The organism is Streptomyces sp. NPDC004435 (assembly GCF_042873895.1).
GTDB lineage: Bacteria > Actinomycetota > Actinomycetes > Streptomycetales > Streptomycetaceae > Streptomyces.
In genome coordinates this window covers 276,468-298,465 of sequence record NZ_JBIAMB010000007.1, presented here as the reverse complement: position 1 = coordinate 298,465, position 21,998 = coordinate 276,468, and the positions used below count along the sequence as shown (strand labels likewise).

General features: G+C 73.8%; 11 protein-coding genes. 6 read left to right on the top strand and 5 right to left on the bottom strand.

Going from position 1 to position 21,998, the window contains the following annotated elements:
• Positions 1–31: 31 nt before the first annotated feature.
• Complete coding sequence (locus ACFYT9_RS15290; RefSeq protein ID WP_389163710.1) at positions 32–2,266, top strand: HelD family protein; 2,235 nt, start codon at positions 32–34, stop codon at positions 2,264–2,266.
• 30 nt (positions 2,267–2,296) lie between these two features.
• Here the strand turns inward: ACFYT9_RS15290 and glgB are convergent, their stop codons facing one another.
• From glgB to ACFYT9_RS15270, 4 genes are all read right to left on the bottom strand, one after another.
• The gene (gene glgB / locus ACFYT9_RS15285; protein ID WP_387272961.1) at positions 2,297–4,510 is read right to left on the bottom strand and encodes a 1,4-alpha-glucan branching enzyme; all 2,214 of its coding nucleotides are present in this window, start codon (positions 4,508–4,510) and stop codon (positions 2,297–2,299) included.
• 127 nt (positions 4,511–4,637) lie between these two features.
• Positions 4,638–5,987 (bottom strand): maltokinase, encoded by a 1,350-nt coding sequence (locus tag ACFYT9_RS15280; RefSeq protein WP_376598201.1) that lies wholly within the window; start codon positions 5,985–5,987, stop codon positions 4,638–4,640.
• Positions 5,988–6,232: 245 nt separating this feature from the next.
• On the bottom strand, positions 6,233–7,945 hold the full coding sequence (treS, locus tag ACFYT9_RS15275; RefSeq protein WP_387272963.1) for a maltose alpha-D-glucosyltransferase: 1,713 nt from the start codon (positions 7,943–7,945) through the stop codon (positions 6,233–6,235).
• The gene (locus tag ACFYT9_RS15270; protein WP_389163705.1) at positions 7,942–9,927 is read right to left on the bottom strand and encodes an alpha-1,4-glucan--maltose-1-phosphate maltosyltransferase; all 1,986 of its coding nucleotides are present in this window, start codon (positions 9,925–9,927) and stop codon (positions 7,942–7,944) included. Before ACFYT9_RS15270 ends, treS begins: the two co-directional genes overlap by 4 nt.
• Before the next feature lie 362 nt (positions 9,928–10,289).
• Here ACFYT9_RS15270 and ACFYT9_RS15265 point away from each other — a divergent pair, with 362 nt between their 5' ends.
• From ACFYT9_RS15265 to ACFYT9_RS15245, 5 genes are all read left to right on the top strand, one after another.
• A complete protein-coding gene (locus tag ACFYT9_RS15265; protein ID WP_389163703.1) occupies positions 10,290–11,129 on the top strand; it encodes an AraC family transcriptional regulator in 840 nt (279 codons plus the stop codon).
• Between the two features lie 45 nt (positions 11,130–11,174).
• Positions 11,175–14,273, top strand: coding sequence for an ABC transporter substrate-binding protein (locus tag ACFYT9_RS15260; protein ID WP_389163701.1), 3,099 nt, complete (start codon positions 11,175–11,177; stop codon positions 14,271–14,273).
• Between the two features lie 227 nt (positions 14,274–14,500).
• Positions 14,501–17,062, top strand: a complete 2,562-nt coding sequence (gene glgP, locus ACFYT9_RS15255) for an alpha-glucan family phosphorylase (protein ID WP_389163698.1) — start codon at positions 14,501–14,503, stop codon at positions 17,060–17,062.
• A 65-nt stretch (positions 17,063–17,127) separates the two neighbouring features.
• Positions 17,128–17,835, top strand: a complete 708-nt coding sequence (locus ACFYT9_RS15250) for a response regulator transcription factor (protein ID WP_389163695.1) — start codon at positions 17,128–17,130, stop codon at positions 17,833–17,835.
• Positions 17,828–19,339: a sensor histidine kinase gene (locus tag ACFYT9_RS15245; RefSeq protein WP_389163693.1), complete on the top strand. Its 1,512-nt coding sequence runs from the start codon at positions 17,828–17,830 to the stop codon at positions 19,337–19,339. Before ACFYT9_RS15250 ends, ACFYT9_RS15245 begins: the two co-directional genes overlap by 8 nt.
• A gap of 72 nt (positions 19,340–19,411) precedes the next feature.
• Here the strand turns inward: ACFYT9_RS15245 and ACFYT9_RS15240 are convergent, their stop codons facing one another.
• A complete protein-coding gene (locus ACFYT9_RS15240) occupies positions 19,412–21,442 on the bottom strand; it encodes a M4 family metallopeptidase (RefSeq protein ID WP_389163689.1) in 2,031 nt (676 codons plus the stop codon).
• Positions 21,443–21,998: the final 556 nt, after the last annotated feature.

The window sequence follows — 21,998 nt, the reverse complement described above, 5'->3', positions numbered from 1 at the left end:
CTAAAGGCACTGTATCGCGCTGGGAGTCGAATTGTCAACCGAGCCAATTCGGGAAGAGCAGAAATTCATCACCTCGCTCTACGCGCGGCTCGACGCTCTGCGGGACCGGGCCGAGGCCGCCGTGGGCGAGGCGCTCAGGACGCCCGGGGCCGGGAGCGCGCAGTCGCGCCTGGAGCGGGACATCATGGTGGCCGAGCAGTCGGGACTGCTCGCCGCCTTCAACGCGGGAGAGACCGGGCTCTGCTTCGGCCGGCTCGTCTTCCGCGACGGCCGCGACCACCACATCGGGCGCATCGGCCTGCGCGAGGACGACCCGCAGCGCACCCCGCTCGTCGTCGACTGGCGCGCCGAGATCGCCCGCCCCTTCTACCTCGCCACCGGCCACGAGCCCATGGGCCTGACCCGCCGCAGACACCTCACCACCCGGGGCCGCGAGGTCGTCTCGCTCCACGACGAGGTCCTCGACCTCGCCGACCGCACCCGCTCGGGACACGAGGGCCGGGACGCGGACGAGGTGCTGCTCGCCGCGCTCGACGCCGCCCGCACCGGCCGGATGCACGACATCGTGCAGACCATCCAGGCCGAGCAGGACGCCATCATCCGCTCCCCGCACGCCGGCGTCCTCGTCGTCGAGGGCGGACCCGGCACCGGCAAGACCGCGGTCGCCCTGCACCGCGCCGCCTACCTCCTCTACGCCCACCGCGAGCAGCTCGCCAAGCGGGCCGTCCTCATCGTCGGCCCCAACCCCGCCTTCCTCGGCTACATCGGCAACGTGCTGCCCTCGCTCGGCGAGACCGGCGTCCTGCTCGCCACCCCCGGCGAGCTGTACCCGGGCGTCCGCGCCACCGGCACCGACACCGCCCGCGCCGCCGCCGTGAAGGGCGACGCGCGGATGGCCGACGCGCTCGCGGCGGCCGTACGCGACCGGCAGCAGGTCCCCGAGCGCGGCGCACCGCTGGTCGTGCCGCACGAGGACGGCGACCTGGTCATCGACTGGGACATGGCCCTGGAGGCCCGCCACAAGGCGCGCGAGACCGTCCTCCCGCACAACCTCGCCCGCCCCTACTTCGCCTTCCGGATCCTCGACGCGCTCGCCGCGCAGCTCGCCGACCGGATCGGCGCCGACCCCTACGGAGGACCGAACTTCCTCGGCCCCGACGACATCGCCCTGCTCGCCAAGGGCATCGCCGCCAACGCCGACGTGCACGCCGCGATCGACTCGCTCTGGCCCGAGCTCACCCCCGGGGAGTTCCTCGCCGACTACCTCGCCGAGCCCACCCACCTCCCCGAGGAGGACGCGGCCGCGATCCGCCGCGAGGGCGGCGCCTGGACCCCGGGCGACGTACCGCTCCTCGACGAGGCCGCCGAACTCCTCGGTCACGACGACTCGGCCGCCCGCGCCGCGCAGGAGGCCGAGCGGCAGCGCCAGGTGCAGTACGCGCAGGGCGTCCTCGACGTCTCCTTCGCCTCCCGCACCTACGAGTTCGAGGACAAGGAGGAACTCGACGAGGACGCCTCCGAGGTGCTGTCCGCCCACGACATCATCGACGCCGAGCGGTTCGCCGAGCGGCACGAGGAGGCCGACCACCGCACCGCCGCCGAGCGGGCCGCCGCCGACCGCACCTGGGCCTTCGGCCACATCATCGTCGACGAGGCGCAGGAGCTGTCCGCGATGCAGTGGCGGCTCCTGATGCGCCGCAGCCCCACCCGCTCGATGACCCTGGTCGGCGACCCCGCCCAGACCGGTGACCCGGCCGGCGTCGGCGCGTGGGACGCGATCCTCGCCCCGTACGTGCAGGACCGCTGGCAGCACGTGCGGCTCGGGGTCAACTACCGCACCCCCGCCGAGATCATGGCGGTCGCCGCCGCCGTGCGCCGGGAGGACGACCCCTCCTTCGAGCCGCCCGGCTCGGTCCGCTCCACCGGCGTCGAGCCCTGGGACCGGAGCGTCGAGGACCCGGTGAAGGAGACCGCCGACGCCGTCGCGGCCGAGGCCGGCGCCGAGGGCCGGCTCGCCGTGATCGCCCCGGCGGAGCTGCTCCCCGGCCTGGTCGCGGCCCTCCCCGACGCCTCGTACGGTCCGAAGCCCGACCTGACCCGCCCGGTGGTCCTCCTCGACCCCCGCCAGGCGAAGGGTCTCGAATTCGACACCGTCCTCGTCGTCGACCCGGACGGCATCCGGGCCGGCGCCCCGCACGGCACGAACGACCTGTACGTGGCGCTGACCCGGGCCACCCAGCGGCTCGGGATCGTCAGGCGGGCCTGAGCCGCCGGGGTCGGGCCGGGCGGGCGCGGCTCAGGCGGGCCTGAGCCAGACCGTCGCGAGCGGCGGCAGCGTCATCCGGACACTGGCCTCCCGGCCGTGCCACGGCACCGACTCGGTCTTCACCGGGTCGGTGCCGACCACGTCCGAACCGCCGTACCGGGCCGCGTCCGTGTTCAGCACCTCGCCCCAGGCGGCGAAGGAGTCCGGCACGCCCAGCCGGTAGTCGTGCCGGACGACGGGGGAGAAGTTGCAGACGGCGAGGAGCGGCGAGCCGAAGCCGTCGTAGCGCAGGAAGGCGAGGACGTTGTCGTCGGCGGCGTCCCCGACCACCCACCGGAACCCCTCGGGCACGGTGTCCCGCTCCCACAGCGACGGCGTCGCCGTGTAGACCCGGTTCAGGTCCCGCACCAGGTCCTTCACGCCCCGGTGGTCGGCCTCCGCCCCGTACTCCGGGTCGAGCAGCCACCACTCCGGCCCGTGGTCCGCCGACCACTCCGAGCCCTGTGCGAACTCCTGCCCCATGAAGAGGAGCTGCTTGCCGGGGTGGGCCCACATGAAGCCCAGGTAGGCGCGGTGGTTGGCGCGCCGCTGCCACCAGTCGCCGGGCATCTTCGACACCAGCGCCCGCTTGCCGTGCACCACCTCGTCGTGCGAGATCGGCAGGATGTAGTTCTCGCTGTACGCGTACACCATCGAGAAGGTCATCTCGTGGTGGTGGTACTTGCGGTGCACCGCCTCCTTCTCCATGTACTGGAGCGAGTCGTGCATCCAGCCCATGTTCCACTTCATGCCGAAGCCGAGCCCGCCGTGACCGCCCGGGCCGACCAGGTCCGTCGCCCGGGTCACCCCGTCCCAGGCCGTCGACTCCTCGGCGAAGGTGACGATGCCGGGGCAGCGGCGGTAGACGGTGGCGTTCATCTCCTGGAGGAAGGCGACCGCGTCCAGGTTCTCCCGGCCGCCGTACTCGTTCGGCAGCCACTCGCCGTACTCGCGGGAGTAGTCGAGGTAGAGCATCGAGGCGACCGCGTCCACCCGCAGGCCGTCGACGTGGAACTCCTGGCACCAGTACACCGCGTTGGCGACGAGGAAGTTCCGCACCTCTTTGCGGCCGTAGTCGAACTCCAGCGTGCCCCAGTCCGGGTGGTGCGAGCGGCGCGGGTCGGCGTGCTCGTACAGCGGCCGCCCGTCGAACTCGGCCAGCGCCCAGTCGTCCTTCGGGAAGTGCGCCGGGACCCAGTCCATCAGCACGCCGATCCCGGCCCGGTGCAGCGCGTCCACCAGGAACTTGAAGTCGTCCGGGGTGCCCAGGCGGGCGGTCGGCGCGTAGAAGCCGGTGACCTGGTAGCCCCAGGAGCCGCCGAAGGGATGCTCGGTGACCGGCATGAACTCCACGTGCGTGAAGCCGAGTTCCCGCACGTACGCGGGCAGCTCCTCGGCCAGCTGGCGGTAGTTCAGGCCGGGCCGCCAGGAGGCCAGGTGGAGCTCGTACACGGAGATCGGCGCCTCGTGCGGCGGGCGGGCCCCGCGCCGGGCCATCCACTCCTGGTCGCTCCACTCGTAGTGCGACTCGGTGACGATCGAGGCCGTGTCCGGCGGGCACTCGGTGCGGCGGGCCATCGGGTCGGCGCGGACCGTGTGCGAGCCGTCCGGGCGGGTGATGTCGTACTTGTAGACCGCCCCCTCGCCGACACCCGGCACGAACAGCTCCCACACGCCGGTCGAGCCGAGGGAGCGCATCGGCAGGCCGGTGCCGTCCCAGTGCGTGAACTCACCGGTGACCCGCACCCCGCGCGCGTTCGGCGCCCACACGGCGAAGCGGGTGCCGGCCACCCCGCCGTGCGTCATCACCCGCGAGCCCAGCGCGGTCCACAGCTCCTCGTGCCGGCCCTCGCCGATCAGGTGCAGGTCCAGCTCGCCGAGGGACGGAAGGTGCCGGTACGGGTCCTGGACCGCGAGCTCCCCGTCGCCGTACGACACCCGCAGCTCGTACGCCGGGACCTTGCGCAGCAGCGGTACGAGCGCCGAGAACAGGCCGTCGCCCTCGTCGCGCAGTTCGACCCTCCGCCCCTTCGGCAGCACGGCCGCCACGCTCCGGGCCCAGGGGCGCAGCACCCGCACGACCACCCCGCCCTTCACCGGGTGGGCGCCGAGCAGCGCGTGCGGATCGTGGTGCTCTCCGGCGAGGAGCCGCGCGCGCTCGCCGGGGTCGAGAGGGGGCGCCGTGCGGGGCGTCTTGGCGGTCACCGGAAGCCTCCAGAATGCTGAGAAAGTGTACGAATAGGGCAACGCGCCCGTGGCCCGCCGGGACACTCCGCCGAACGGGCCATCTCCCGCCGCCGCCCGCGACGGGACGGCGGCGCGCAGGGAGGGGTCATCGGGGGGCGGAGAGGCGGTGGATGGCGGACATGGGGACGGGGAGCCAGTCGGGACGGTGGCGCGCCTCGTAGACGACCTCGTAGACGGCCTTGTCCGTCTCGTAGGCGCGCAGCAGCGCGGGGTCGGCGCGCGGATCCGCGCCCGCGGCCTCCGCGTAGCCCGTGCAGTACGCCGCCCGGCACCGTGCCGCCCAGTCCGCGTTCCAGGGCCGGTGGGTGCGGGCCGCGTAGTCGAAGGAGCGCAGCATGCCGGCGACGTCGCGGACGGTCGGCTGCGGGCGCCGCCGCTCGTCGAGGGGCTTCGCCGGCTCGCCCTCGAAGTCGATGACGGCCCAGGCGCCGTCGGAGCCGCGCAGCGTCTGCCCGAGGTGCAGGTCGCCGTGGATGCGCTGCACCGCGCCCGCCCCCTCCGCGTCGCCCGCCGCCGCGAAGACGGCCCGCAGTCCGGGCACGTACGGCAGCAGCGCGGGCACGGCCTGGGCGGCGGCGTGCAGCCGCCGGTCCATCGCGGCGGCGAGGCCCTCCGTCTCGGCGCGCGGCAGCCGCTGGGTGGGCAGGGCCTCGGCGAGGGCGAGGTGCACCTCGGCGGTGGCCCGGCCGAGCGCCCGCGCCTCGGCGGTGAACTCCCGCCCCGCCGCCAGCGCGTCGAGCGCCAGCCGCCAGCCGTCCCGCGAGTCCCGCAGATAGGGCTGGAGGACGCCCAGCGTCGCCGCCCCCGACTCGAACCAGGCCACCGGCGCCGGGACGCGGGCGCAGCCGGCCTGCCCGAGGGCGAGGGGCAGTTCGAGATCCGGGTTGGCGCCGGGGCTGACCCGGCGGAAGATCTTGAGGATGTACGCGTCGCCGAAGACGAGCGAGGAGTTGGACTGCTCGGCGTCGAGGACCCGGGGGGCGAGCGCCCCGGGCAGCGCGCGGGTGGCGTGGAAGCGGAGCGGTCCGGTGCGGCCGGGGGTGCGCAGCCGCTCGTACAGGAGCCCGGCGAGGCGCGGGTCGCGCAGCCCCTCGTAGACGGCGCGGCCGGCCAGCGGGCCCTGCCGGACGCGTCCGATGAGGGCGGGGGCGAGCCGCGGCGGCAGCTGGCTCCGCACGCCGAGGAGGATCTGGTAGCAGTCGGCGGGTTCACCGGCCGGACGGCCCGGCTGTTCGACCCGCAGCAGGAGGTGGAGCAGTCCGGGGCCGGCGCCGTCCAGGGGCAGCAGCTCGGTGGCCGCGTCCAGCGTGAATCCGGTGACCCGGCGGCCCTTGCCCGCGAACCAGCGCTGCCGGGGCAGCCATTCGTGGAGCAGGGGTGTCAGGGACGGAAGGAGGGCGTCCGTGGCCCGGGCGGTGGATGCGGTCTCCGGCATGGCATCGCGTCCTTTCCCCGGGGCGCGCAGTTGGGCGTCGTAGGCATTCAAATGCGCAGATTGTCCCGGATGGCGGCTGGGGCTGTCCGGATGTGCGGGACGTGTCGGAAAGGGAAGATCCATACGGATGGACCGGGATGGATCAGAAGGGCCCAGGATCGGGCGGGTTCGTGTGTGGGACACAGTTCCCCGGGCGGGGCGGCGGAAACCGCCCCGCCCGAGGCGAATACGAAGCTGACGAAATGTCAACTCCGCTTCATGCGGAACCAGTAGAAGCCGTGACCCGCCAGCGTCAGCAGATACGGCAGCTCGCCGACCGCCGGGAACTCCACCCCGCCGATCAGCTCGACGGGCCGCATCCCGGCGAAGCGCCGCAGGTCCAGCTCGGTCGGCTGCGCGAACCGCGAGAAGTTGTTCACGCACAGCACCAGGTCGGCGTCCTCTCCCTCCTCCGGAGCGGCCTCGCGGAGGAAGGCGAGCACCGCCGCGTTGGAGGACGGCAGTTCGGTGTACGTGCCCGTCCCGAAGGCGCGGTTCTGCTTGCGGATCTCGATCATCCGCTTCGTCCAGTGCAGCAGCGAGGATGGCGAGGCCATCCCCGCCTCCACGTTCGTCACCTGGTAGCCGTGGACCGGGTCCATGATGGCCGGCAGGTAGAGCCGGCCCGGGTCGCAGGAGGAGAAGCCCGCGTTCCGGTCCGGGGTCCACTGCATCGGGGTCCGCACCCCGTCCCGGTCACCGAGCCAGATGTTGTCGCCCATGCCGATCTCGTCGCCGTAGTACAGCACCGGCGAGCCCGGCAGGGAGAAGAGCAGCCCGGTGAACAGCTCCATCTGCTTGCGGTCGTTGTCGAGGAGCGGGGCGAGCCGCCGCCGGATGCCGATGTTGGCCCGCATCCGCGGGTCCTTGGCGTACTCGGCGTACATGTAGTCGCGTTCCTCGTCCGTGACCATCTCGAGGGTGAGCTCGTCGTGGTTGCGGAGGAAGATGCCCCACTGGCAGCCGGAGGGGATCTCCGGCGTCTTCGCCAGGATCTCGGAGACCGGGTAGCGGGACTCGCGCCGCACGGCCATGAAGATCCGCGGCATGACCGGGAAGTGGAAGGCCATGTGGCACTCGTCGCCGCCGGACCGAAAGTCGCCGAAGTAGTCCACGACGTCCTCGGGCCACTGGTTGGCCTCGGCCAGCAGCACCGTGTCCGGGTAGTGGTCGTCGATCTCCTTGCGGACCTGCTTGAGGAAGGTGTGCGTCGCCGGCAGGTTCTCGCAGTTGGTGCCCTCCTGCTGGTACAGGTACGGCACCGCGTCCAGCCGGAAGCCGTCGATCCCCAGGTCGAGCCAGAACTTCAGCGCCGACAGGATCCCCTCCCGCACCGCCGGGTTCTCGTAGTTGAGGTCCGGCTGGTGCGAGAAGAAGCGGTGCCAGTAGTACTGCTTGCGGACCGGGTCGAAGGTCCAGTTGGAGGTCTCGGTGTCGACGAAGATGATCCGGGCGTCCGGGTACTGCTTGTCGTCGTCGGCCCAGACGTAGTAGTCGCCGTACGGGCCCTCCGGGTCGCGCCGCGACTCCTGGAACCACGGGTGCTGGTCGCTGGTGTGGTTCATGACGAAGTCGATGATCACGCGCATCCCGCGCTGGTGCGCCGCGTCCACGAACTCCACGAAGTCGGCGAGGTCGCCGAACTCGGGGAGGACCGAGGTGTAGTCGGCGACGTCGTAGCCGCCGTCGCGCAGCGGGGACTTGAAGAACGGCGGCAGCCACAGGCAGTCCACGCCGAGCCACTGGAGGTAGTCCAGCCGGGACGTGATGCCCTTCAGGTCGCCGACGCCGTCGCCGTTGCTGTCCTGGAAGGACCGGACGAGGACCTCGTAGAACACGGCCCGCTTGAACCAGTCGGGGTCGCGGTCCTTGGCGGGGGTGTCCTCGAAGGTGTCGGGGACGGGATCGTTGACAGTCATGAGGTGGGTGACCCTCCGGTCTGCGGGGACGGTCGCAGGACGAGCACGTGCGCGGGCGTGACGCCCGGTTCCAGGCGCACGTAGGCGCTCCTGCCCCAGTGATAGGTGTCGCCGGTGAGCTCGTCGCGCACCGGAGCGGTCTCGTGCCAGCCGAGGCCGAGTTCCGGCATGTTCAACGAGAGCGTCGCCTCCTGGGTGTGGTGCGGGTCGAGGTTGACGACCACCAGAACGGTGTTCGAACCCGACTTCTTCGAGTACGCGATCACCTGGGGGTTGTCCGTCCCGTGGAAGGACAGGTTCCGGAGGCGCCGGAGGGCCGGGTGACGGCGCCGGATCCGGTTCAGGGAGGTGATCAGCGGAGTGATCGTCGCGCCCGAGCGCTCCGCCGACTCCCAGTCACGCGGCCGGAGTTGGTACTTCTCCGAGTCCAGGTACTCCTCGCTGCCCGGGCGCAGCGCGGTGTTCTCGCACAGCTCGTACCCGGCGTAGATCCCCCAGGTCGGCGAGAGCGTCGCCGCGAGGACCGCCCGCGCCTCGAAGGCCGGCCGGCCGCCCTCCTGGAGGTAGGCGTGCAGGATGTCCGGGGTGTTCACGAAGAAGTTGGGCCGCATCTGCGCCGCCACGTCCCCGGACAGCTCGGTCAGGTACTCGGTGAGCTCGTCCTTCGTGTTCCGCCAGGTGAAGTACGTGTACGACTGCTGGAAGCCGACCGCGCCCAGGGTCCGCATCATCGCCGGCCGGGTGAACGCCTCCGCCAGGAAGATCACGTCCGGGTCGCGGTCGTTGATCTCCCCGATCACCCGCTCCCAGAACACCACCGGCTTGGTGTGCGGGTTGTCCACCCGGAAGATCCGCACCCCGTGGTCCATCCAGTGCCGCATGACCCGCACGGTCTCGGCGACCAGGCCGTCCATGTCCTTGTCGAACGCGATCGGGTAAATGTCCTGGTACTTCTTCGGCGGGTTCTCCGCGTACGCGATCGAGCCGTCCGCGCGGTGGTGGAACCACTCCGGGTGCTTCTCCACCCACGGGTGGTCGGGCGAGCACTGGAGCGCGAAGTCCAGCGCGATCTCCAGGCGCAGTTCCCGGGCCCGCTCCACGAAGGCGTCGAAGTCCTCGATCGTGCCCAGGTCCGGGTGGACCGCGTCGTGCCCGCCCTCCGGCGAACCGATCGCCCACGGCACGCCGACATCGCCCGGGGCCGCCGACAGCGCGTTGTTGGGGCCCTTGCGGTGCGTCTCGCCGATCGGGTGGATCGGCGGCAGGTAGACCACGTCGAAGCCCATCGCCGCGATGGCCGGCAGGCGTTCCGCGGCGGTGCGGAAATTCCCGGGCACGGTACGGCCCTTGACCTTCCGCACGCCCTCCGAGCGCGGGAAGAACTCGTACCAGGAGCCGTACAGCGCCCGCTCCCGCTCCACCCGGAGGGGGAACACCGGTGAGGTGGAGACCAGTTCGCGCAGCGGATGCCGGTCCAGGGTCTCCGTCACCCGCGGCGCGAGCGCCGCGGCGAGCCGGGCGGCGGCCGGCCGGGACTCGTCGCGCAGCGCGTCCGCCGCCGCGAGCACCGCCTCCCGGCCGCCGCCCTTCTTCGGGACGCCCTTGGCGGCCCGCTCGTGCAGCTCCGCGCCCTCGGCCAGGACGAGTTCGGAGTCGATCCCGGCCGGGATCTTGATCTTCGCCGCGTGGCGCCAGGTCGCCAGCGGGTCGCTCCACGCCTCGACGGTGTACGTCCACAGGCCCTCGGCGTCCGGGGTGACCTCGGCACCCCAGCGGTCGGTGCCCTCGGCCAGCTCGCGCATCGGGGTCCACGGTCCGGTCCGGCCGGTCGGGCCGGTCAGTACGACATTGGCGGCGACCGCGTCGTGGCCCTCGCGGAAAACGGTCGCCGAGACCTCGAAGGTCTCGCCGGCCACAGCCTTCGCGGGGCGCCGGCCACAGTCGACCAGCGGGCGGACGTCCAGTACGGGAATGCGTCCCATGAGCGGATTCACAGCATCACCTGACGGTTTGCGGGGGTGCGGGTGGTGGTGCGCTCTTTCTAGCCGCGCCGGAGGCCGGGGGGAGGACGGCATCGCCGCGCCCCTCCGCGTTCACTCGGATGGCGGGCCCACAGGGATGAAGACGGGTACGGGGACAACGGATTCGGGGGGTACCGGTGGAGCCTTCCCCAGGTTCGCGGGTGGGCAATCCGGCCCTTTGTTAACTACTAGGGCGTAGGGGGCCGGGCAAGGACGCGAGCCGGACAAGAAATCCGCCGGGCGCCGCGCGGAGCACCGGACCCCCTCCCCGCCCTCGCTACGCTGACGGTCCTTCGGGACCGGTGCGAGAACGGGAGACCCCCATGGACACGGAGACCGGCGACGCCCGGGCCGTCCTCCACCACGTCCTGGCCGGAAGGTGCCGGCTCGCCGCGGCGGGGGCGGCGGCCCTCGACCTCGCGGCCGGCGACCTCGCGCTGCTGCCCACCGGCGCCCGCCACCGGCTCGCCGCCGGACCCGGGGCCTCCGGCACCCCGCCCCCGTCCGGCCCCGCCGCCGCGGTGCTCGAACTCGGCGGACCGGACACCGGAGTCCGGCTGCTGACCGTCCGCGCCGGATACGACCGCCGGGCCGCGTCGCCCCTCGTCACCGCCCTGCCCCGGGCCCTCCGCCTCGAACGGGCCCGCGTCGACGCCGCCCCGCTGCTCCGCGACACCCTCGCCCTGCTCGCCGCCCCCGGCCGCCGCCCCGGACCCGGCGACCGGCTGCTCGCCCTGCGGGCCCTGGAGACCGCCCTCGTCCTGGCCGCCGCGCCCCGGCCCCCGTCAGGCCCGTACCCCCACCCCGGCATCGGCCGCGCCGTCGCCGCCATCGAGACCCGCTACGCCGAGCCCTGGACGGTGGTCACCCTCGCCCGCGAGGCCGGGATGTCCCGCTCCGCCTTCACCGCCGCCTTCCGCGAGGCCGTCGGCACACCCCCGGCCCGCCGTCTGACGGCCCGGCGGATACGGGAGGCCGCCCGGCTGCTCGCCGAGACCGGGCTCCCCCAGTCGGCCGTACCCGCCCGCGTCGGCTACCGCAGCAGGGTCGGCTTCCACCTGGCCTTCCGCACCACCTACGGCATGACCCCGGGGGAGTACCGGGCCGCCGCACCCCGCGGGGCGCGAACCGGACCGCGGGGCCCGGCGGCCGATCTGATCTAATCGTCACGGCGCCCAGGGGATGCGGCGCCGGGGACGGGGGCGGTCTTGCAAGCGCTGGACGGGTCGGATCCGCGGCAGGTCGGGCGGTACCGGATTCTCGCGCGCCTCGGGGCGGGCGGCATGGGACGCGTCTACCTGGGGCGCTCCACGAGCGGCCGGATGGTCGCCGTCAAGGTGGTGCGCGCCGAACTCGCCGAGGACCCCGAGTTCCAGCGCCGGTTCGTCCGCGAGGTGGAGGCCGCGCGGCGGGTCACCGGCTTCTTCACCGCGGCCGTGGTCGACGCCGACCCGCTCGGCTCGCCGCCCTGGCTCGCCACCGCCTACGTCCCCGGGCTGCCCCTGGAGACGGCGGTGCGCGCGCACGGCGCCTGGCCCCTGCGCTCGCTGCTCTACCTGGGAGCGGGGCTCGTCGAAGCCCTGGAGGCCATCCACGGCACGGGTCTCGTCCACCGCGACCTGAAGCCGTCGAACGTGCTGATCGCCCCCGACGGCCCCCGGGTGATCGACTTCGGCATCTCGCTCATCGCCGAGTCGCACGTCCTGACGCAGACGGGGACGGTGATCGGCACCCCCGGCTTCATGTCGCCCGAGCAGGTCGCGGGAACCGCCGTCGGCCCGGCGACCGACGTGTTCGCGCTGGGCGCGGTGCTGGCCTTCGCCGCCACCGGCGCCGGGCCGTTCGGGACCGGCTCCGCGCACTCCGTGAACTTCCGGGCCGTGTACGGGGAACCCGACCTGCGCCTGCTGCCGCCGGGAGTGGAGTTCGTCGCCCGGTGCCTGGCCAAGGACCCCGCCGTTCGGCCCACCGTGCCGGAGCTGCTCGCGGAGTTCGCGGCGCTGCTCGGCGAGGGCAGCGGCCACACCTACGGGGGAGGGCCGGCGACGGAGACCCACTGGCTGCCGGAGGCGGTGGTGACGGCCCTCGGTGACGTGGCGGGCGTCGTCGGACCGGTGGCCGGTGCCACTCCCGCGCCGCCGGCCCCGACTCCCGCCGCTCCCGCTCCCGGGCCGGCGCCGCACGCGTGGACCTCACCGGCACACCAGGCCGGCGCGGAGCCCAGGCCGGACCCCCGCGTCCCGCTCGCGAAGGGCCCCGCCGCACCGCCCGCGATGCCGGCCACGCCGCCTCCCGCGACGCCGTCCACGCCGCCCCCCGCGACCCCGTCCACGCCTCCGCCCGCGATGCCGCCGACGCCTCCGCCCGCGATGCCGGCCACGTACCCCGCCGGCACCCCGTACCCCGGCAACCCGTACGCGGCCACCGCCCCCGGCCCCGCCCCCGCCCCGTATCCCCCCGGTCCCGGCGGCGGTCCGGTCCGCGCGCCCGGTCGCACCCGGGGCCGCAGGATCGCGGCGATCGCCCTCGGCGTCGCCCTGGTGGCGGGAGGCGGCACCACCGCCGTGGTCCTCTCCCAGAAGGACGACCCGTCCGGGAAGCAGGGGCAGCAGCAGGGCCAGGGGAAGGGGCAGGGCCAGGGGAAGGGCTCTCCCACGTCCGACGGGGGCTTCAACGGCGCGATCGGCAAGATCGTCAACCCCTCCGACAAGAAGGGCGGCACCCTGCGCCTGGTGAGCTGGATGGACGCCGACTCCTGGGACCCGGCCCGCTCCTACTCGGGGTGGGTGTGGAACATGCAGCGGCTCTACACCCGCACCCTCATGACCTACGCGGCCGCACCGGGCGCGGACGGCCTCTCGGTGGTCCCGGACCTGGCCGAGGCACAGCCCGAGGTGTCCTCCGACGGCCGGACCTACACGTTCCGGCTGAAGAGCGGTCTGAAGTACGAGGACGGCTCGTCGATCACCGCCGCCGACGTCAAGTACGGCATCGAGCGCACCTTCGCGCCGGAGATCGCCGGCGGACCCACGTACCTCGTCGACGTCCTCGACCAGAAGCAGAAGTACCAGGGCCCGTACAAGGACACGGGGAGGACGGGCCTGCGGTCCGTCGAGACACCCGACGACCGCACGCTCGTCTTCCGGCTGGCCGAGGCCGACTCCCGGTTCCCGTACCTGCTCACCATGGGCGCGACGGCCCCCGTGCCCCGGGAGCGCGACACCAAGGCCGACTACGGGACCAAGCCCCTCTCCTCGGGCCCGTACCGCTTCTCCACGTACCGGCAGGACAGGTCGCTGGTCCTCGTCCGCAACGAGAACTGGGACCCCGCGACCGACCCGCTCCGCAAGGCGCTGCCGGACCGCGTCGAGCTGACCATCGAGCCCGACCAGGACAAGGCCGACCAGCGGCTGCTCGCCGGCACCGCCGACCTGGACGCCTCCCAGGTCGGCCTGGGGCAGGAGGCGGCACCCAGGGCGCTGTCGGATCCGAAGCTCAAGGCCCAGACGGACAACCCGTACAGCGGATACCTCCGGATGGCCGGGATGATCTCCGACACCGCCCCGCTGAACAACGTCAACTGCCGCAAGGCGGTGGTGTACGCGACCGGCACCAAGGCCCTGCGGACCGCGCGCGGCGGCGACACGTTCTCCTCGCCGCAGGGCAGCATGCTGCCCCCGACCGTCCGGGGCGCCGACTCCTACGACCCCTTCGGCCTGACCGGGGGCGCGCCCCGGCGGCAGGAGGCGAAGGACGCGCTGCGGGCGTGCGGCAAGCCCGACGGCTTCACCGTGAAGATCGCCGTCAACGGCGGCAACCACAAGGACGTCCAGGTGGTCACCGCCCTCCAGAGCGACCTGAAGGCCGCCGGCATCACGCTCGACATCGAGCGGTTCGACGACGTCTCCGCCTACTTCGCCGCCCTGAGCTCTCCCGGAACCCTGAAGGACAAGGGGATCGGCATGCTCGTCCTGGGATGGGGGGCCGACTTCCCCACCGGCGCCGGCTTCCTCCAGCCCCTCGCCGACAGCACCCCGGGCAGGACCCAGGCCAACAGCAACTACGCCCGGGTGAACGACCCCCAGATCGACGAACTGTTCGACCGGGCGTCGGCGGAGACCGACGAGGACGCGGCGACCCGCCTCTACCAGGAGGCCAACCACCGCGTCACCGACGGCGCGTACTACCTGCCGTTCAGCGCCGAGAAGGTCCTCAACTACCGCAACCCGCGGCTGACCAACGTCTACGTCCACGAGGCGTTCAACCTCGTCGACGTACAGGCCCTGGGCATCGGCGAAGCGCCCTGACGGACCGGAGGCGGGGCGCTCCGGAGGCGGCACGGACCGGCCCGTGACGCCCCGGAGGCGGGGCGCGACGGACCGGACCCGTGCCGGGCGCGCCCCCTGACGCTCCGTCCGCGCCCCCGGGCGCCCCGTCCGCGCCCGGATCCAGGCCCTACGCTCGGTGCGGCACGCCGGGCGCACAGCGTGGTGCGTCCGCTCCGTTCCGTCACCGGCCTGCGAAGGTGGGACACGTGAAGGCAATCCGTCGATTCACCGTGCGTCCTGTCCTCCCCGACACCCTCCGACCCCTCGCCGCCCTGGCGCGCAACCTGCGCTGGTCCTGGCACGAACCGACCCGCGCCCTCTTCGACTCCCTCGCCCCCGAAGGGCTCGCCGGGGCCGACCCGGTGCGGGTCCTCGGCGCCCTGGAGGCCCCCCGGCTCGCCGCGCTCGCCGCCGACCGGGACTTCCTCGCCCGGCTCACCGCCGCCGCCGACGACCTCGACGCCTACCTGGAGCGGCCCCGCTGGTACCAGGAGCGCGCAGCCGGCGACGGGCCCGCCGCCCTCGCCTACTTCTCGCCCGAGTTCGGCGTCGCCGCCGCCCTGCCCCAGTACTCCGGCGGGCTCGGCATCCTCGCCGGCGACCACCTCAAGTCCGCCAGCGACCTCGGCGTCCCCCTCGTCGGCGTCGGGCTCCTCTACCGGCACGGCTACTTCCGGCAGTCCCTCGGCCGCGACGGCTGGCAGCAGGAGCAGTACCCCGTCCTCGACCCCGGCGAGCTGCCCGTCACCCTGCTCCGCGAGGCCGACGGCGCCCCCGCCCGCATCACCCTCGCCCTGCCCGGCGGCCGCAGCCTCCACGCCCACCTGTGGATCGCCCAGGTCGGACGGGTCCCGCTGCTCATGCTCGACTCGGACGTCGAGGAGAACGCCCCCGGCGAGCGGGCCGTCACCGACCGGCTCTACGGCGGCGGCAGCGAGCACCGGCTCCTCCAGGAGATGCTGCTCGGCATCGGCGGTGTCCGCGCGGTCCGCACGTACACCCGCCTCACCGGCCACCCCGCACCCGAGGTCTTCCACACCAACGAGGGCCACGCCGGCTTCCTCGGCCTCGAACGGATCCGCGAACTCCAGGGCGAGGGAATGGACTTCGAAGCCGCCCTGGAGACCGTCCGGGCCGGCACCGTCTTCACCACCCACACCCCCGTCCCCGCCGGCATCGACCGCTTCGACCGAGGGCTCGTCGCCCGCCACCTCGGCGACGACGGCGCCCTGCCCGGCCTCGACACCGGCCGGATCCTCGCCCTCGGCGACGAGACCCCGCTCGGCGGCGACCCCACCGTCTTCAACATGGCCGCCATGGGCCTGCGCCTCGCCCAGCGCGCCAACGGCGTCTCCACCCTCCACGGCGCCGTCAGCCGCGCCATGTTCGCCGGGCTCTGGCCCGGCTTCGACGCCGAGGAGGTGCCGATCACCTCCATCACCAACGGTGTCCACGCCCCCACCTGGACCGCCCCCGAGGTCGGCCGCCTCGGCCCCGACGCGAGCGACCGCGAGCTGTGGGAGCTGCGCCGCACCCTGCGCACCCGGCTCGTCGCCGACGTCCGCGACCGGGTGCGGGCCTCCTGGCGCCAGCGCGGCGCCGCCGGCGCCGAACTCGGCTGGACCGACACCGTCCTCGACCCCGAGGTCCTCACCATCGGCTTCGCCCGCCGGGTCCCCTCGTACAAGCGGCTCACCCTGATGCTCCGCGACAAGGACCGGCTGCGCGCCCTGCTGCTCCACCCCGAGCGCCCGGTGCAGCTGGTCGTCGCCGGCAAGGCCCACCCGGCCGACGACGGCGGCAAGAAGCTCGTCCAGGAGCTGGTCCGCTTCGCCGACGACCCCCGGGTCCGGCACCGGATCGTCTTCCTGCCCGACTACGGTATGGAGATGGCCCGCGGCCTGTACCCCGGCTGCGACGTGTGGCTCAACAACCCCCTCCGCCCCCTGGAGGCGTGCGGCACCAGCGGGATGAAGGCCGCGCTCAACGGCTGCCTCAACCTCTCCGTCCTCGACGGCTGGTGGGACGAGTGGTTCGAGCCCGAGTTCGGCTGGGCGATCCCCACCGCCGACGGGGCCGCCGCGGCCGACGAGGAGCGGCGCGACGACCTGGAGGCCGCCGCCCTCTACGAACTGATCGAACGCCGGGTCGCCCCCCGCTTCTACGACCGCGGCCCCGACGGCGTCCCCGCCGCCTGGACCGCCATGGTCCGCCGCACCCTCGCCGAACTCGGCCCCAAGGTCCTCGCCGACCGGATGGTCCAGGAGTACGTGGAGCGGCTGTACGTCCCCGCCGCCACCGCCCGCCGGGCGCTCACCCCGGACCGGGCCCGCGAGCTCGCCGCCTGGAAGACACGGGTCCGGTCCGCCTGGCCGGGCGTCTCGGTCGACCACGTGGAGATCGGCGACGACCTCGCGGAGGCCGGCGCCGAACTGGGCGCCACCCCGGTCGTCCGGGTCGGGGTCGCGCTCGGCGGCCTCACCCCCGATGACGTCGAGGTGCAGGCGGTCACCGGCCGCGCCGCCGCCGACGACACCCTCACCGACACCCGCGCCGTCACGCTCAAGCCCGCCGGCGGCCCGGACCTGGAGGGCCGGCAGCCCTACGCGGGCACCCTGGAGCTCGACCGCACCGGCCCCTTCGGCTGCACCGTCCGCGTCCTGCCCGCCCACCCCCGCCTCGCCCACCCCGCCGAGCTCGGCCTCCTGGCCCTGCCGGAGGACGGCACCGGCGAGGCCGGCGAGGGCGCCGGAGTGCTCCTGAGGTAGCCCCCGGACACCCGGGGCTCCCGCGGGGCCCCGGGTGCCACCGGCCCCGCCCTAGGCTGGACCGCATGATCAGAGTGCTGCTCGCCGACGACGAGGCGATGATCCGTGCCGGGGTGCGGGCCATCCTCACCACCGACCCGGGGATCGAGGTGGTGGCCGAGGCGGGCGACGGTCACGAGGCGGTGGAGCTGGCCCGGCTGCACCGGCCGGACGTGGCCCTCCTCGACATCCGGATGCCCCGCCTCGACGGCCTCGCCGCCGCCGACGCCCTGCGCCGCACCCAGCCGGGAACGGCGGTCGTCATGCTCACCACCTTCTCCGAGGACGACTACATCGCCCGCGCCCTCGGCGGCGGCGTCGGTGGCTTCCTCCTCAAGTCCGGAGACCCGCGCGAGCTGATCGCCGGGGTCCGCGCGGTCGCCGCCGGCGGCGCCGCGCTCTCGCCCACCGTCGCCCGCCGCGTCATCGACACCCTCGGCGGCGAGCGGCTCACCCGCGCCGCCGCCGCCCGCGCCCGGCTGGCCCCGCTCACCGGCCGCGAACGGGAGGTCGTCTCGCTGCTCGCCGCCGGCTGCTCCAACCAGGAGATCGCCGCCCGGATGTACGTCGTCGAGGGCACGGTCAAGGCCCATGTGAGCGCGGTCCTCGGCCGGCTCGGCCTGCGCAACCGGGTCCAGCTCGCCGTCCTCGCCCACGAGGCGGGACTCGTCGGCGACGCGCACCCGCACGGGTACGGCCCCGGACCGGACGGGCGGGACCCGGACGGTGCCTGAGACCTCCCCGGCGCGCCGCCGCCTCTTCGACCTCGCGCTGTGGCTGCTGCTCTCCGTCCCCGTGCTGCTCCGCTCCGACCCGAACGACGGCGGCTCCTGGCTCCAGGTCGCCTCCGGGATCACCGTCCTCGGCGGCTGCGTCGCCGTCAGCCGCCGGTGGCCGCTGCTGCCGCTCGCGGTGACGGTCGCGGCGAGCCTGCCCGCCACCCTGGAGCTCTTCACCCCCTCGTACAGCCTCGCCCTCGTCGCCTTCGGCTACCTCGCCGGGCGGCGGCAGGACCACACCCGCGGCTCGCTCTGGCTCTTCGGCGCCGTCGCGGCCGTCGGGCTGCTCCTCACCCGGCTCACCGGCACCTCCCTCGGCCCCTGGTTCACCCTGCTCCTCGCCCTCGCGCTGGCGATCGTGGCGCCCTGGCTGGTCGGCCGGTACGTGCGCCAGTACGACCGGCTGGTGCGCAGCGGCTGGGAGCTGGCGGACCGGATGGAGCGCGAGCAGGCGGCGGTGGCCGACCGGGAGCGGCTGCGGGAGCGGTCCCGGATCGCCGGGGACATGCACGACTCCCTCGGCCACGACCTGGCGCTGATCGCGGTGCGGGCGGGCGCCCTGGAGGTGGATCCGGGGCTCGGGCCCGAGCAGCAGCGCGCGGCGGGCGAGCTGCGCCTCGCGGCGGCGGAGGCGACCGAGCGGCTGCGGGACGTCATCGGGGTGCTGCGGGAGGAGGGCGCCGGGGCGCCGACGACCCCGTCCGACGAGACGGCCGGCGAGCTGGTGGAGCGGGCGCGGTCCTCGGGGCTCGACGTGACGCTCGTCGGCGTCCCGCCGGAGCTGCCGGGGATGGCGGGCCGGGCGCTGCACCGGGTGGTGCGGGAGGGGCTGACGAACGCGGCGAAGCACGCCCCGGGCGCCGCCGTCTCGGTCGAGGTCCGGGAGACCGGGCAGCGGGTGAGCGTACGGGTGGAGAGCGGGCCCGGCACCGTGGCGGGGCCGGCCGCCACCGGGGGCTCCGGCCTCGTCGGTCTCGACGAGCGGGTGCGGCTCGCGGGCGGCACGCTGACCCACGGCCCGGTGCGGGGCGGCGGCTTCGCGCTGGCGGCGGAGCTGCCCCGGCGGGCGCCGGCGTCGGTGCCCGCCGCGCCGACCTCGGCGCGCGAGCTGGACCGCGCCCGGCGGCGGGTGCGCCAGGATCTGGTGCGGGCGATCTGGATCCCGCTGGCGCTGCTGGCCGCGCTGGCGGTGCTGACGGCGGGGGTCGCGGTGTGGTCGCAGGCCCGCTCGTACCTGGAGCCGGACAACTACGCGCGGCTGCTGGTCGGCCAGAAGTACGAGGAACTCGTGGAGGACCTGCCGGACCACGCGCTGGAGGCGAGGCCGCCGGGGCTGCCGGCGGAACCGGACGGGGCGGACGAGTGCCGGTACTACCGGGCGACCGTGTTCGCGGAGCGGCCGGTCTACCGGCTGTGCTTCGCGGCGGGCCGGCTGGTAGCCAGGGACGAGGTGGGGTGAACGGGCGGACGCCCGGAGGGATGGGTCCCTCCGGGCGTCCGTCACGGGTGCTTCCGGCTCTCGCCTCCCGGGTTACGGGAAGGTCAGCTTGAAGCCGTTGATGTAGCCGGTGTCGGCGCCGGCCTTGTCCTGCACGCGCAGCTTCCAGGCACCGTTGGCGACCTCGGAGGAGGCGTTCACGGTGTAGGTCTGGACGATGTTGTCGGCGCTGCCGCCGGTGCGGTTGTGGAGGTTGTAGACCGAGCCGTCGGGCGCGACCAGGTCGACGACGAGGTCGCCCTTGTAGGTGTGGACGATGTCCACGCCGACGGAGAGGTTGCTCGGCGCGTTGCCGGTGACGCCGGTGACGTTCACGGTCGAGGTGACCGCGGCGCCGGGGGAGTCCGGGATGGCCACGTCGGCGGTGTTCTCGAAGACCTTGCCGCCGGGGTTGCCGCCACCGGGGCGGGAACCGACGTTGACGCCGGCCCAGGCGTGCTCGACGGCCGCGACCTCGGGGCTGTTCGCACCGTACAGCTCGGTGGCGACGGCGACCGTGCCGGTGCGGGCACCCGCGTAGTTGGTGGACGAGGTCCACTTCGTGGTGAGCGCCTTGAACCAGATCAGCGAGGCCTTGTCCCGGCCGATGCCGGTGACGGGCAGGCCGTCGGAGGTCGGCGAGTCGTAGGTGACGCCGTTGACCGTCTTGACGCCGCTGCCCTCGGAGAGCAGGTAGTAGAAGTGGTTCGCCGGGCCCGAGGAGTAGTGGACGTCGACGTTGCCGATGCCGGAGTACCAGTAGTCCTTGGAGGAGCCGTCCTTGCTCGGCTTGTCCATGTACCGCAGCGGGGTGCCGTTGCCGCGGATGTCGATCTTCTCGCCGACGAGGTAGTCGCCCTGGTCCTGCGGGTTGTTGGCGTAGAACTCGACGGCCGCCGCGAAGATGTCGGAGGTGGCCTCGTTGAGGCCGCCGGACTCGCCGCTGTAGACGAGCTTGGCCGTCACCGAGGTGAGGCCGTGGGTCATCTCGTGCGCGGCCACGTCGATGGAGGTGAGCGGCTTGGTGTTGCCCGCGCCGTCGCCGTAGGTCATGCAGAAGCAGGAGTCCTGCCAGAAGGCGTTGACGTAGGCGTTGCCGTAGTGGACCCGGGAGTACGCGCCGACGCCGTCGCCGCGGATGCCGCTGCGGCCGTGCACGTTCTTGTAGTAGTCCCAGGTGAGCGCCGCGCCGTAGTGGGCGTCGGCGCCAGCGGTCTCCGCGTTCTGCGGGGTGCCGTCGCCCCAGACGTCGTCCGCGCCGGAGAAGAGCGTGCCGGTGCCGGACGTCCCCCGGTTGAGGTTGTACGTCTTGTGGTTGCCCCGGGTGGTGTCGGTCAGCGAGTACGAGGGCGCCGTGCCGAGCGTGACCTGGCCGCTGTACTGGGTGTTGCCGGTGCCGTTGTGCACCGCCTGCCACTCGTACAGCTTCGCGCCGGTCTTGGCGTCGGTGACGACGTGCAGCTCGTTCGGGGTGCCGTCGTGCTGGAGGCCGCCGACGACGGTCTCGTAGGCGAGGACGGGGGCGCCGCCGTGGCCCATCCAGACGACCTTGCGCGGGGCGCGCTCGCTCTTGGTGGCCTTGGAGCCCTCGGCGGCGGCCAGGCCGACGGCCTGCTTCTCCGCGGCGGCGGGGGCGAGGGTCGCGGCGAGGTCGACGTTCTTCAGCTCCGCGCGGGAGGACTTGGAGACCGCGGTGGTGGCCCCGGCGCGGGACTCGGCCACGATCAGGTCGCCGCCGAGGACGGGGAGTCCGCCGTAGGTGCGCTCGTAGCGGGTGTGGGTGGTGCCGTCGCGGTCCTGGACCACGTCGCGGACGACCAGCTTCTCCTGCGTGCCGAGACCGAGCTCCTCGGCCGTCTCTGCCTTGTCGGCGTCGGCGGCCTTGATCAGCGCGGTGCGCTGGGCGGGGGAGAGGTCGGCGGGGAGCTTGCCCGGGTCGGCCTTCCCCGCGGCCTGCGCCTGGGGGGCGGTCGTCCCGGCGTTGTCGGCGGAGGCGCTGCCGGCCTGGACGCCGACGGCGAGCATGGCGGCGGCGGCGATGAGCGCGCCGGTCGCGGTGGCGCGGCGGCTGGGCGTGGATCTCACGCGAACTCCTTTTGCGAGGGGGGTACCGGCCGCTGGGTGGACGGGCCGGGCGGAGCAAGCAGAGCGGTGGCGCACGATCGGGTGAATCGACGAACGCGGTTGCGAGGAACCGGGGGAGAGACTGGCAGCTACCGGCGGTATCTGTCAGGGGCGCGTCAACAACTTGGCCGGAAGTCGTCCGCTGCGCGTACGGACGTGTTCGTTAAGCGAACGTTTCATCGATCATGAACGGCCGGTCACACGCCGTTCTCCGTGCGGCGATCCCCGCACGGCCGCGGATCCGGACCGCCACCCTCCGCCCCGCGTCCCGCCCTTCGGACACCGGCCGCCTTTACCGAACCGATGGCCGAAACCTGTCGGCGTGAAGCGCGCGTTCCGCTCGGCGGCGGCACGGCTTGCCCGCCGGATCGCCCCTGGCGTCATCCTGCGGACGTCCGCGCCGCCGGGGCGCGGCGGGAGGGGACGCCGGTGACCACCGGCATCGCGGGCCTCGGCCGGTCGCGGGGACCCCGGGGACCCCGGGGACACCGGGCCCCCGGGACCGCCGGCGTACCGG

Coding starts and splice junctions, on each gene's coding strand:
- ACFYT9_RS15270 (WP_389163705.1), bottom strand. CDS start 9,927: ATGGGACGCATTCCCGTACTGGACGTCCGCCCGCTGGTCGACTGTGGC.
- ACFYT9_RS15265 (WP_389163703.1), top strand. CDS start 10,290: ATGGACACGGAGACCGGCGACGCCCGGGCCGTCCTCCACCACGTCCTG.
- ACFYT9_RS15280 (WP_376598201.1), bottom strand. CDS start 5,987: ATGCCGGAGACCGCATCCACCGCCCGGGCCACGGACGCCCTCCTTCCG.
- ACFYT9_RS15250 (WP_389163695.1), top strand. CDS start 17,128: ATGATCAGAGTGCTGCTCGCCGACGACGAGGCGATGATCCGTGCCGGG.
- treS (WP_387272963.1), bottom strand. CDS start 7,945: ATGACTGTCAACGATCCCGTCCCCGACACCTTCGAGGACACCCCCGCC.